Annotated in this window: 12 protein-coding genes; 4 read left to right on the plus strand and 8 right to left on the minus strand. The window is 65.2% G+C overall.

Features of this window, described 5'->3' with window-relative positions; genetic code table 11:
- The 3 genes from BLW84_RS41600 to BLW84_RS41610 all read left to right on the plus strand — a co-directional run.
- Positions 1–465, plus strand: a 465-nt coding sequence (locus BLW84_RS41600) for a hypothetical protein (protein ID WP_218157689.1), incomplete at its 5' end; no start/stop codon positions are given.
- A 76-nt stretch (positions 466–541) separates the two neighbouring features.
- Positions 542–841 (plus strand): hypothetical protein, encoded by a 300-nt coding sequence (locus BLW84_RS41605; RefSeq protein ID WP_093277500.1) that lies wholly within the window; start codon positions 542–544, stop codon positions 839–841.
- Positions 842–1543: 702 nt separating this feature from the next.
- Positions 1544–2722, plus strand: coding sequence for an IS30 family transposase (locus BLW84_RS41610; protein ID WP_093277503.1), 1179 nt, complete (start codon positions 1544–1546; stop codon positions 2720–2722).
- Positions 2723–2795: 73 nt separating this feature from the next.
- On the opposite strand, the gene BLW84_RS41615 is transcribed toward BLW84_RS41610, so the two are convergent.
- From BLW84_RS41615 to BLW84_RS46920, 8 genes are all read right to left on the minus strand, one after another.
- Entirely contained in the window at positions 2796–3956 is a 1161-nt protein-coding gene (locus BLW84_RS41615; protein WP_093277507.1) for a methyltransferase domain-containing protein, read from the minus strand.
- The gene (tgmB, locus tag BLW84_RS41620; RefSeq protein ID WP_093277510.1) at positions 3953–4906 is read right to left on the minus strand and encodes an ATP-grasp ribosomal peptide maturase; all 954 of its coding nucleotides are present in this window, start codon (positions 4904–4906) and stop codon (positions 3953–3955) included. Before tgmB ends, BLW84_RS41615 begins: the two co-directional genes overlap by 4 nt.
- The gene (locus BLW84_RS41625) at positions 4903–5256 is read right to left on the minus strand and encodes a hypothetical protein (RefSeq protein ID WP_093277512.1); all 354 of its coding nucleotides are present in this window, start codon (positions 5254–5256) and stop codon (positions 4903–4905) included. The genes tgmB and BLW84_RS41625 overlap by 4 nt, the downstream gene beginning before the upstream one ends.
- A 152-nt stretch (positions 5257–5408) precedes the next feature.
- Entirely contained in the window at positions 5409–5660 is a 252-nt protein-coding gene (locus BLW84_RS41630; RefSeq protein WP_093277514.1) for a hypothetical protein, read from the minus strand.
- A 192-nt stretch (positions 5661–5852) separates the two neighbouring features.
- Positions 5853–6194 (minus strand): hypothetical protein, encoded by a 342-nt coding sequence (locus tag BLW84_RS41635; RefSeq protein ID WP_093277517.1) that lies wholly within the window; start codon positions 6192–6194, stop codon positions 5853–5855.
- A gap of 55 nt (positions 6195–6249) precedes the next feature.
- On the minus strand, positions 6250–6543 hold the full coding sequence (locus tag BLW84_RS49620) for a hypothetical protein (protein ID WP_245761754.1): 294 nt from the start codon (positions 6541–6543) through the stop codon (positions 6250–6252).
- A 59-nt stretch (positions 6544–6602) separates the two neighbouring features.
- The gene (locus BLW84_RS41645) at positions 6603–7808 is read right to left on the minus strand and encodes a helix-turn-helix domain-containing protein (protein ID WP_093277520.1); all 1206 of its coding nucleotides are present in this window, start codon (positions 7806–7808) and stop codon (positions 6603–6605) included.
- 1431 nt (positions 7809–9239) lie between these two features.
- Positions 9240–10082 (minus strand): hypothetical protein, encoded by an 843-nt coding sequence (locus BLW84_RS46920; protein ID WP_143061299.1) that lies wholly within the window; start codon positions 10080–10082, stop codon positions 9240–9242.
- Between the two features lie 1230 nt (positions 10083–11312).
- Here BLW84_RS46920 and BLW84_RS46925 point away from each other — a divergent pair.
- Positions 11313–12323 (plus strand): hypothetical protein, encoded by a 1011-nt coding sequence (locus BLW84_RS46925; RefSeq protein ID WP_143061300.1) that lies wholly within the window; start codon positions 11313–11315, stop codon positions 12321–12323.
- Position 12324: the final 1 nt, after the last annotated feature.

A 12324-nucleotide genomic window follows, 5' to 3' on the forward strand; every position in this document is an offset into this window, starting at 1 on the left:
GCCTACCTGGTGGCCATGAACGGCGACCCGAATAAGCCCCAAGTTGCAGCGGCGCAGTCCTACTTCGCCGAGCGCACCCGTCAGGCCGAGACGACCGAGACCAGCTTGGCCAGTTTGCCCGAGTGGGTGCAGCAGCAGATGGCCACGCTCGTGCAGGTCGGCAGGCTCGAAGTCGAGCAGCAGCGCCAGGCCGGGCAGTTGCGTGAGGTGTCAGCACGTGTCGAGGCGCTGGAAGGAGCCCACGACTGGTTTTCCGCGCTCGGCTACGCCAAGCTCCACGACCTGCCGACCGCGCAGGGCTACTTACGGCGGGTAGGAATCGCCGCGGGGCGCGTCCTCCGCGAAACCGGTAGCGCACCGGGCAAGACGCAGCACCCCGCATACGGAACGGTGAACACCTACCCCGCGTGGGCGCTGGAACGCGCATTCGCAGGTATCGCCGTCGCGGCAGGACGCACTGCCTGATCAGCGGCAACTATCAGCAACCCAAACGGGCACCGCAAACCGCGGTGCCCGTTTTCTATTGCACCAGGAGGAAACCGTGTCCGACCAGTTCACCGCGTGGCTGCGCACGATCGTTCCAGCCGCCTGGTCCGCGGTCATCGCCGCGCTGGTGACCGCCGGCGCCCCCGCATGGCTCGTCGACGGGCTCGGCGACGCCGGGCCCACGCTCGTCGTGCCGGTCGTGCTCGCCGCCGTCTACGCCCTGCTGCGCTGGGCCGAACCGCGGCTACCCGTGCCGATCTCTCGGGTACTGCTCGGCTCGGCCCGGCCCCCGATCTACGCCTCTCCGGACTCGGCGGATGAATCCGACGCCGGTCGGCACCGTTCCGGCGCCTGACTGTCAAGCATCGGAAAGTCCCGCCACACCAGGGCTGGAGCAAAGATGGGTACCGCAATGGCTACGAAGCCGAGAAGCCGATGAAACGTGCTCGCCTCGGGCGATGCAATCGCGAGAACCGAATCCCCGGCAAGCACTGCTAGCAGCCCATTGGCCAGCAGCAGGCCGAAGTGCATAACCAGCGGTCGCGGTGGTCGTGTGACGCTCCATATGGCGCTCATGAACAAGGTGATGAGGGACAGCAGGATAGCAATCGCGAGCATGCCCGGATTCCCTGCGAACACGAGGAGACATCCGTAGAGCAGCATGGCGACCGTCATGATCCAGGCTAGGGCGACCAGGAAAACGTCACCCCACGATCGCTTTCTGTATCTGTTCATGCGCAAAGAGTAGTAAAGCCCGGTTCTGCTGAGCTCTAGGGCACCGCGCCCCCGCACCCTTCACGGCGGGTTCTAGCGATCCTCGCAACACCCTGGATTTCAGGGAGTTGCGAGGATCGTGGTTTCTGGGGAGTTAAGGGCTCGGTTCTTCGAGGCGCTCGACCGGGAGTCGGGCAGCATTCTGGCCGCTGCCCGTGTGGTGGGAGTGAACCGGAACACGGCCTACGGGTGGGCGCGCAAGGCCGGCATCCGAGGGCAGGGAAAGGCGGGTCCTGCCAGGCACCCGGGGCGTCCGGCCTACGAGCGCCTTCGTGCATCGGGTGTGTCGCGGCGTGCTGCTGCCGCGCAGGTGGGTGTTCACGTGCGCACCGCGCAGGACTGGGATCGCGGCTGGCGTAAGCAAGGGCACGTGCGGATCCATGACGATGGCCGCAAGATCGACTACGAAGCCGGTGTGACCACGATCGTCGCCGCCTCGTCAGCACCGTCCCTCGCAGCGGTTGAGGCTGACCTGCACCCCCGGTTTCTCACGGTGACGGAGCGGGAGACGATCGCTGATCTACTTCGTCAGGACGCCTCGCTGCGGGCGATCGGGCGGGCACTGGGCCGGTCGGCGTCCACGATCAAGCGCGAGATCGATGGCCGTTCGGCCGACGGGGTCTATCGGCCGCACGCGGCGCAGCGGGCATGGGCGGGCAGTCGCGCCCGGCCGAAGACGGCCAAGCTCGCTCAGGACGGGCCCTTACGCGACTACGTCGCTACCAAGCTGCGGCAACGGTGGTCGCCGGAGCAGATCTGTCACGCTCTGGTGGAGGAGTTCCCCGGCGACAAGAGCATGCGGGTGAGTACAGAGACGATCTACCAGGCGATCTACGTTCAGGCCCGCGGCGGGCTACGACGCGAGGTCGCGGACGCGCTGCGCACTGGACGCACCCGCCGCAAGCCACACCGGCAGCCCGATCAACGCACGCCTCGCTTCGTCGACGAGATGGTGATGATCTCCGACCGGCCCCCCGAGGTCGAGGACCGGGCCGTGCCAGGGCACTGGGAGGGCGACCTGATCGTGGGCACCGGGTCGCAGTCGGCGATCGTGACCCTGGTCGAACGCACCACCCGGTATGTGATGCTCGGGCACCTGCCCGGCGGGCACACCGCCGAGGAGGTCCGCGACGTCCTGGTACCCCTGATCGCGACCCTGCCCGAGCACCTGCGCGGCTCGCTGACCTGGGACCAAGGCTGCGAAATGGCCGCCCACAAGCAGTTCACCGTGGCGACCGGGGTGCCGGTCTACTTCTGCGACCCGCACTCTCCCTGGCAGCGTGGCAGCAACGAAAACACCAACGGCCTGCTGCGCCAATACTTTCCCAAGGGCACCGACCTGTCCATCCACTCTGCGGCGGACCTTGAGCACGTCGCCCAGCAACTCAACGGCCGACCACGCAAAACGCTCGGCTGGAGAACCCCAGCCGAGCGTCTGCGTGATCTACTGACAACCACATAGGTCATCAGGTGTTGCAAGGACCCCAAGAATCCGCCCACCGGGTGCGGGGGCGCGTTCGTCGCTTCGGGCGCGGTTATGCGGTCAGGCTCCATTGGTGCTCGCTGGTCGGCTGGTCGATCCACACCACCTGATCATCTGGGGTGACGGTCAGGCCGATGCGAGTCCAACCCGGCTCGCCCGCTTCCCGCCACTGTCGTTGTGCTCTCTCGACGGCCGCCCATAGCGGTGTCGGCCCGGTCTCGGTCACCGACCATGTCCCGTTAGGTGTCGGTTCCAGCATCACGAACGCGTGTGACCCGTCCGGCGCAGTGATTGTCCCGGCCGTGGGCTGCCGGGTGTCCGGGTCGAACCGCATCCCGTACCGAACACCCGGTGGAAGCCCCATCAGGTGCGCAAGGAACCACACCACTCGGTTGTCCTGCCATGGATTTGGGGGCGTGCTCGTGGTCCTGGTGCGCGCACCCGCATCGGCCGGCGCATGCAGCATCCGTGGGCGTTCGTTGTGGTGGCGGATCAGCATGAACGCCGCCCACCGATCCGTGAACCGTCCTTCGAGCTGGTCGCCGTCCCGACGTAGCAACGCCAGATTTCCCGCTCCAACGCCGAGTTGGATATCGGCGAGGAGTAGCCCGCCGTCCTCCAGCTGTTCGCACCATGCCCGCGGCATCGTCGGCACCGAGCACGTCGCGATGATCCGATCGAACGGTGCGTGCTCCTGCAAGCCCTCGGCGCCGTCGCGCGTGACGAGTGTCGGATGCAGCCCGATCGATGCCAGCCGATCCCGCGCCGGGTCGACCAGCTCGGCGTCAAGGTCGACGGAGAACACCTGCTCATCGCCGAGCCGGTGCGACAACAACCCGGCGTTGTAGCCGGTCCCGGTGCCGATCTCCAGCACCTTGTGCCCGTTGTGCACGTCGAGCGCTTCCAGCATCCGCACCATGAGATCGGGTTTCGTGCTGCTGGAAATGCCCTCGCTGTGCGTGCCCCGGTCCGCCAGCGCGGTAACGAGCGTTGTCGGCGAGTACACCCTGTTGAGCCCGCTCGGAGACGTCACGTCGACCGGTCGCCATTCGGCGTTGGTGTCCTGCTCGTAGACCTCCGGCACGAACACGTGCCGCGGAGTCGCGGCCACCGCAGCTTTCCATGCCGGGTCGGTGAGGTCGCCGCGTGATTCGAGCTCGTCGGCGAGCGCCTGCGCGCGGGGTTTCCACGCTGTATCGAGCTGGGCGGTCATGGTTGCCCCTTCGTCAGTAGATCGGCGAGAACACCGGTCAGCGGCACGCTGGTGTGCGACTCGATCCACCCATACTGCCCACCAGGGTTGATCTCCAGAAAGACCCACTCACCCGCCGGGGTTACCACGAAGTCGAGCGCCCCGTAAACGAGCCCGAAGGCCAGCATGAGCGCGTGAATCCCCTTGGTCACCTCGGTAGGCGGGTCGATCAGGTTGTAGGACAGGGCGTCGTAGTCGGATCGCCAGTCGACGTAGGACGTCGCGTTGCCCGCGTGGATCGCCGCTGCCGTCAGGTGATCACCCATGACGATGACGCGCACCTCGAACGACTTCGGCACCCACCGCTGCACCATATGCGTCGTGACCTCGACACCGCGCAGGTCGCCGAGGTCATCCTCTCCGAGGACACGAGTCCAGGACAGTTTGCGAGTGCCCTCTTCCGAGATCGTGTTCGACCCCAACAACTTCGTGATCGTGCGGCCCCCAGCTGCGAACCTGCGCACCGAGTCGGCCTCGTTCGTGATGAACGTGTCCGGCACCGCCAACCCACACTCGTGCGCCCGGACGAGCTGCACCGGCTTGTACGCCGCATCGGCCATCCGCGCCGGGTGATTCACCCAGAACGCAGGCAAACTCGACAGCACCCCGCCGAGACCGTACTTCGCTTCGAGGAACGCATGATGCCGTTCCGGCGCCGACAGCTCGTCGGGCATCTGGTACGCCTCAGGACTGCGGTACCACACCGCGTGCACATCTTCCAGCTCCACGCAGTGCGCGGGTGTGCGCAGGTACCCGGACCAACGGCCCCCGCGCAGCCCAGCGGAAACACTGAGCTGCGCAGGGAACCACGCGGTATTCACTCGACACACCGCCGTATCGCGCTCCCGCAATGCGGTGACCATCGCGTCGGCCGACGGGTCGAGATCACTCGCGAGGATCAGAACCGTCATACAGGCTGCACCGGCTCATCGCCGACGAAGTCGTACGACCAGTCCTCGGACGCGCCCTCGTCGCCGTCGAGGTTCGAAACCGAGTTCGCCGACGGGTCGCAGCGCAACTCGTTCAGCCCGATTCCGTCGAGGTCGACGGCGACCTGCTTTTCGTGGTCATACCGCCACGCGGGCAGCGGCTCCACGGTCTTGTTCGACAGCGTCGACATTCCGCGCAGCCCCCACGCCCGAACGCCCTCGCCCGACGCCGGGTCGGCGTTGTTCGGCGTCCCCAGTGGACGCCCGAGCGGGAATTGCGCGCTGTCCGGGGCGATCGGGTCGTGCGCGAAACGGGTCAGCGTTTCAGGCATAGCGCCTTCCTTCCTGTTCGAGTCCTACTACCTGTCGGCCACACGGCATCGGCGGCCCGGTGGCCGGCCGAATCCCGTGCGACTCCCGATACGGAGAGATCCGCCGGACCGGGAAAGGTGGGGCCGAGCGCCGTTGATCGGCCCCCACCAGCTCATGACGTTGCGTCAGGCACGAAGTCCGGCAACGTGTCCTCGGTGCTGGGGTCGGGGACGCTGTAGCTGCGCGCGCTCATGGCCGGGCCGCGCAGCCGCTCGCCCTGTCCATCGACGGCGATCTGTTTTTCGTGGTCGTAGCGCCACTCGCCAATCTCGATGCCTACCCGGGGTGGGGTCTGCATTCCTTGCAGCCCCCACGGCCGAACGTGGCCTCGCGTGACCGGCGCGTCCGACAACGTGATCGACACTGGTTTCCTTTCCGTTGTTTTCCTTTGATGGCTTGTCGTGAGGATGACCGGGCAGTGCCGGGGGCGTCGACGAGCGACGCACCGCCCGGCCATCCGGGTGCCCGGCCGCCCTGGGGGTCAGCAGTACGGGCACGTGATGACGGCGAAAGCACCGGCCCAGGAGGGAAGGCGGCGCGATGCCTCCGCCGAGCTCTACAAGTTCTGAAGCCCGACAAGGAGGTGGCGCAAGGTCCACCGGTGGGTCGCCATGATGTCGGGATTATCGAATGGCACCCCGGCCGAGGCCCGCGACAGAAGCCGCGTTTCCACCACTGCGAGGTCGTCGGCCAGGTCGCCGCGTATCACCACCGGTTCGCGGAGCCGGTGCCGGCCGCCGGGCTCGTCCTCGGCGTCGGCCTGGGCGAGCAGCTGCTCAACCGTCAGCGCACCCTCGCCACCACCGGCGTGCTTGCCGAATTCGCTGAAGTAGCGCACGGCCAACAACCCGGCAAGTGCAACGGCAACCGCGACGGCTGCAATCAGCACGGTGATCATCGGATCGCTACACGTTGGGTTGCAGATCCGGTTGTGCGGCGGGCGAGAATCACGGTCATGGCCGTACCTCGCCGCGAACCCGCAGGATCTCGGCCCGGCAATCGCCGCACTCCGCCATACTGATCCAGTCCAGCGGTGACGACTCATCCAGGTTGACCACCACGCCGCACACTGTTTTGCACTCGGCCTCTTGGCCGTCCCAGCGGCGACCCCAGAACGCATGACGGGTGCCCGCTCGCACCCCAGCCCCGTCGCCAGCCTCACCGGATGCCGGTACCTGGTCGGGTACCGGCATCCAGAACACCCGGTGGATGTGTGGGCTGGTGGGGCAGCTGTCGACCATGCTCATACCTGGAACGTATGAGCGGTGATCTTCTGTCGGGTAGGACGCTTTGTCCTACTACCCGATCAGCTCACTCCGAGCGTCGAGGCCAGGTTTCGAAGCACGCTCGACCGCTGTTTGGTGGTGTGCAGCAGCTCGCGCACAACGACCTTCGGTAGTTGCTGGTGCTTGGCCCAGTTCGGCGACGACTGCACCGCCGTGGCCATGAGCGGCAGAGCCGTTTCGGGCTGGCCGAGCCGAACGTGGGCAAGCGCCCGGTCGGCAAGGTGGCGGCAGTGCGCCATCGTCGGCAGCGCCGCACCTTGACGGGGCATCGTCGCCGCAGCGTCCACAGCCCGGTCGTAGTCGCCGAGTGCAATGTGGACATCGGCGGACTGCATCGCGATCAGCGACGGCCCGAACGTGGTGCTGTAGTCGTTGCGGTCCTCACCAAGCCGCCGGGCCACCTCGGCGGCTGCGTCGAGGTAGTCCCGTGCTGCGCCGCCGTTCCCGGCTCGTGCTGCGGCGTTGCCGGACTGCATCAGCAGGGAACCGTAGGCCGACAGGTGCGGAGCCGGCGCGGACCCGTCCGGCTCGATGCCGACCGCTGCCCGTTCGGTCAGCGTCATCGACTCGTTGTAACGGCCGGAGACCATGAGCTGCCACGCCAACGATCCCTTGACGGTGGCGTGCATCCAGGGGTCGTTGCCCTCGGCTGCGAGCCGCACCGCCCACCGGGTGGCAGCAGATGCGGCGTCGTTGTGCCGGAGGTGCATCAACGTCGACCCCGCAGCCCACAGAGTCCGGGACAGGGCGTAGGCGAGCGGCGCACGGTCGGGCAGGTTCGCGGTCGCGTACCCGGCGCGCAGCCCGTAGATCAGGCTCGGGAGGGCCGCGGCGGCGGCGTCGTGGTCCCCGGACCAGTAGATGCCCCAGGCGTACACCTCGGCGCGCTGTGCGTCGTCGACGTCGAGGGGGTCGGTGTCGGCCGGCGGGCCGATCAGGTCGTCCAGGTCGGTGACGGCGTGCCGCAGCTCCACCGCGCCCTCATTCGGTGCTTGGTCCGGGATACGGGCGGGGCCGATTAGGTCGGCCAACGTGGTGTCCAAGGCGAGGGCGAGCTTGTGCAGGTTCTCGACCCTGGCAGTGGTTCGGGTGCCCTGTTCGAGCTTGCGCACCAGGTCGACGGACACCTGTGCCTTATCGGCGAGTTCCTGTTGGGTGTAGAGCTTGCCGCGTAGCTGGCGGAGGCGGTCGCCGATCGGCTGGTCCGGCTCGGTGAAGCTACCCATGATCACCCTCGATTCGCGGAGTCGGGGTTTCTCGCGGAATGCCCCCGGGGGCCAGCCGGGGGCGTCATGACCTCCGCGAGAAGGTGCCCCGCCAGGGTAGCGACGAGCCGACCGGGTGACGAGCCTGCTGGATACGAGGGTTCAGCAGCAGCGGCACCCGGTCGAGCTCCCAATCAGTCCACTATGGTCTTCGCGGGCAGCAAACGGGCAGCAGCGACGGCTAGACCCCGCTATGTCTCGCTACCTTACGAATACCTCGGATATGCCTCATGACCTCCTGATACTACGGAGCGCTATGAAACGCTAGCGGATGCTATTCCTGCTGAAATGCTCTCCTAAAGCGGGTGTCGCAGGTTCGAATCCTGCCGGGGGCGCAAGCAAGGTCAGCCAGCTGACCTGCGGCGGGACGCCAGATCGATGATCTTGGCGCTCCCTTCGGAACCCCCCGAAGGGAGCAAAATGGGAGCAGAAATCGGAGCCTGCTCCCCGCCGAGGGCTGCGGCGACCGCCGCCCACCGCTCGGGTTTCGCCTCGGCCAGTGCGCGCACCGCCTCGGCGATCGCATCGGAACTCAGCTCATCCGGAGTCGGTTCCGGGCCTCCGATGGTGCTCGCTGGTCGACTGGTCGATCCACACCACCTGATCATCTGGGGTGACGGTCAGGCCGACGCGAGCCCGACCAGCTGTCGATTTACTGGGACACCCGAACTTGTCCGACACTCACGCTAATACCTGACTCTGTTCCCATACCATTTTCGCCGTCATCCCAAAAGAGTAATATGATCTTCGTCATATGTGCCAGTGCTGCATTTCTCCTCAGAATCATGAAAAGATCGACCCGTCGCACAGTTCAGACAAAGGGGGTACTGAACGCGATATCGTGCTAGCATTTCGACATGGAATCTGGTGTTGAATACAACGGACATGTAGAAATCTGGCACGTCAATGACGGCTGGGGGTTATCAGCGTGCAAGGTCAAAGTAGCAAAATCTGGGGCCATTATTCGCACATAGAGGCTTCAGGATTTCGTTCACTTGCCGTTGGCGATCGAGTGAAAATCAAGGCTGAGCCCGCAGAGCAAGATGGCTACCATTGGCGCGCCACCTGGATCAAGAAAGAGCCTTGATTTGCGAAAGATTTTCTCTTCGCTTGGCGTTCTAGCCGCTACCGCGCTGTCGTTTGTCGGCCTTACAGGGACTGCCCAGGCCGCATATTATCACGACTTTTTCCTCAACTATCCGGCTTTTGATGCGTCGGACAACAACGGCAGGTTTACCGGGCAAGTTAACTTTTCCGCCCCTGGCGTGCCAATGGCATGGTCCTGGGATCTTGCACCGCACATCGAAGCGATCGCAACGTCGCCGATGGACTGTAGTGCTGGGCTCGTCCAGCCCGCGACGAAACCAGATGACGGGGCCGTAGCTTACTTCCTCAGCAGTTGGCCTTGTTGATGTGAGTGAAGCTCGAACCGTAGCCGCCGGCGCCGGGGCTACCGCCAGTGCCGCCACCGCCGATGTTGCTTTGGCCGCCGGTGTTGTCGCTGCTGCCACCGCTGTTATCGATGTTGCCACCGGCGGGCGGACAAACCCCCTGCTGGCCGTTCCCGCCGCTGTTGCTCGACGGGCTTTGGTTCTGATTCCCGCTACTGCTGTTGGAGTTTTCGTTCCCACCACCGTTATTCAACGGGCTCTGGTTCTGATTCCCACTACCGCTGTTGGAGTTTTCGTTCCCACCACTGTTGCTCGACGGGCTCTGGTACTGATTCCCACTGCCGCTGTTGGAGTTTTCGTTCCCACCACCGTTGCTCAACGGACTCTGGTACTGGTTCCCGCTGCCGCTGTTGGAGTTTTCGTTCCCACCACCGTTGCTCAACGGACTCTGGTACTGATTCCCGCTGCTGCTGTTGGAGTCGCTGTTTGGGCTGCCGTTGGGGACGGCAGGGCTGTTGCTATTACCCGCTCCGCCGGACCCGCTGTTGGAATCGCTATTGGAGCTTGCGGGGTTGTCGCCACCGCCAGGCGCTGGCGGAGGTCCCGGCGGAGGCGCTGGTACCGGATTCGGCACCAGCGGCGCCTGGACATCCGGCGGTGACGGTGGTGTTGGAGTACCGGAATCACTACCCGACAGTAGCCAGCCACCGAGCCCCAAGCCGAGCGCTATCCCGGCGAGGCCGAGAACTAGGCCGATCGCCACCTCCGCCGCTTTTTCCCGCACCCAGGTCCCGACCGCGGCCAAACCGAGCGCTTCCAGGCCATCGGCGACCCAGTTACCCACACGGCTCCACAGCCCATCCGCGCTCGAACTTGAACTCGAAGCACCAGAGCCGGAATCTCCGGTCACACCGGCGCCACTCCCAGAACCGTCGGCCACGGAGGTGCCGCCGTCGGCACCGGCGCCAGTTGCGGACCGTGCTGGGCGTGTTTGTGGTGGGCTCGGTGGTTTGGTTGGTGCGGGTCCTTGACTGTCCCCGGCGTCAGTCGGGGGAGGTTGTGCTGGGTCTGTTTGTGGTGGGGACGGTGGCGATTGGGCCTGTGGTGGTTTTGTGGGATTGGGCTCAGCGCCGGGATCCCGGGAAGGCCCGGCATTATCATCAGCGTCTTTAGCTCTTACTCGAATCCGCTGCTGGGGCGGGTTTGGTAGCTGATCAGCGGGCGGTAACTCGGGCGGGGGTTCCCTGCCGAACATTCGATAAATGTTCTCGATTTCTTCACGAGTGACAGGCTCCCAAGGGGGCCGCGGTGCGGGCGGACGAGGGGGAGGATCCTTGGAATATTCCCGCAAAAATTCCTTCAGCGCGTCCTTCCCTTGAGCGTTCGCGTCAAGAGCTTGGTCGATCGCCCGCATGCGTCCCTTGATGTCTTTCCTGCACATGTCGATAACTTCTTGATACGTGTGGTCCCCAGTTAAGTCCAGGTTTGCAGGATCTTGGGTTTTCACTCGTTCAAGATAATGTTGCAGGCAAACTTGATCGGCCTTCATTCCCGAGAGCTCATCAGCAAGGAACTGATAGATGTTCCGGTCGGCGCCGTATGCGGGTGGGAAAACCTTAAGAACTGCCATTCCGTCTTCGATTCCTTCGCCTCTGGAGATCCGCTTCTTGTAACTGGGTTTCGGGATTCAACTAACATCTCTTGCTGTCTCGGCCACGGAAATCACGCGCTGGTTGTAAGCCTCGCTGAACCGCTTGACGGTGTCTGAGCACGAGCGACGATCATCCGTCGCCATGCCCTCCTCCCCTCAAGCACACTCGGGCGGGCATGGCTAGTAAGGGCCGAAAGTCCTCTCCTGCGCCCATGTGCCGAACCAGCTGTATCGGTGGGTTCAGCGCATCTGGTCGCGTCTGGTGTGGCCCACTGTGGGGGCTCAGGATCCGCCGCAGGACCCTCGCACCCTTCATCGGGTGCGGGGCGCGTTCGTCGTTTCCAGCGGCCCGCGAGGTAGGCAGCGAGCGAGGTCGGGTGATCACTAATGTCGGATTGGAGCTCTGTGCGAAGCTGATCCCGGATGCTCGCCGTGATCACACCTGACCTTGACCACCTGGCCGAGCGGAGTGATGTTGACCAGCTTCCGACCACTGCCGAAGCGGACGCCGATCCAGATCGTCCTCTGGGGCGTTGCTCCGCTGTCGCTCAGCGCGCACATCACCGCGTTGTGGTTGCAGCACACCACCTGGATCGTCCCCTTCAGCCTGTTGACCTTCCTATCGGCGGGAGTCGCGAAACACTCCGCGAACGGCAGCTGGAGGACCACGAACGCGGAGATGACCGACTCGAAGAGGCTGCCCCAACACCAGCAAGCACGCCCGAGGAGCAACGGAGCGATCGCTTGGCGACTGGCGCCAGAGCTGTTCTCCTGGTCGAGCTGGTGCTGGCGCTGGCAGGTGGCGCGCTCCACCACCTCCAGATCCAAGGGGACATCGAGTTCAGGTCCCTCACTGCGACGACCTTGCTGGTGGCGGGGTCGGGGGCGATCGTGTTCGGCCTGCTCTGCCTCGGTCTCCTGCGCCGGTTCGCCGGCACCGAGAAACGAGCCGATGTCCTCGCCGCCGCGGCGTCCGTCGCGCTGTTCCCAGTTCTGCTCTGGTTCTCGTACTTCATCGGGCGCAGCGGCGGCTACTGCATCAAGGAGTTCCCCGACGGGAGCGAGCGTGACTTCACGTGCGTTCCACAGGAGCCCGGTGTTCACCTGCTGGTCGACGACATCAGCAGCTACCTCGGCTGGCCGGCGCTCGGCGCTGGAGCCATCACCGCCATGTTCATCGGGGCCGCCTTCGCGGGCAGCCAACCGGACCGGGGTGACAGCACTTTTCTGCGGCGGAACCTGACCTGCGCGATTCTCGTCTCGGCGGTCCCCGCAGTGTGGTTCGCACTGGATTTGAGCGACACCTCCAAGACCGAGACGGCCTGGACCGCCCTGGCCGTGTTGGTCGTGATCGTCCCGCCTGCCATCCACGCGATCCGGCGGAGGGCTCAACTGGAGCGAGTGCGGAAGGCCGGGCTCCGTCCGCGCCTCTGAA

Origin of the sequence: Saccharopolyspora shandongensis, assembly GCF_900106995.1 — a bacterium.
Lineage (GTDB): Bacteria > Actinomycetota > Actinomycetes > Mycobacteriales > Pseudonocardiaceae > Saccharopolyspora > Saccharopolyspora shandongensis.

Bases quoted from the DNA above. Each gene is read 5' to 3' on its own strand.
- BLW84_RS41615 (WP_093277507.1), bottom strand. From the start codon at position 3,956: ATGACCGCCCAGCTCGATACAGCGTGGAAACCCCGCGCGCAGGCGCTC.
- tgmB (WP_093277510.1), bottom strand. From the start codon at position 4,906: ATGACGGTTCTGATCCTCGCGAGTGATCTCGACCCGTCGGCCGACGCG.
- BLW84_RS41625 (WP_093277512.1), bottom strand. From the start codon at position 5,256: ATGCCTGAAACGCTGACCCGTTTCGCGCACGACCCGATCGCCCCGGAC.
- BLW84_RS41635 (WP_093277517.1), bottom strand. From the start codon at position 6,194: ATGATCACCGTGCTGATTGCAGCCGTCGCGGTTGCCGTTGCACTTGCC.
- BLW84_RS49620 (WP_245761754.1), bottom strand. From the start codon at position 6,543: ATGAGCATGGTCGACAGCTGCCCCACCAGCCCACACATCCACCGGGTG.
- BLW84_RS41645 (WP_093277520.1), bottom strand. From the start codon at position 7,808: ATGGGTAGCTTCACCGAGCCGGACCAGCCGATCGGCGACCGCCTCCGC.
- BLW84_RS46925 (WP_143061300.1), top strand. From the start codon at position 11,313: ATGCTCGCCGTGATCACACCTGACCTTGACCACCTGGCCGAGCGGAGT.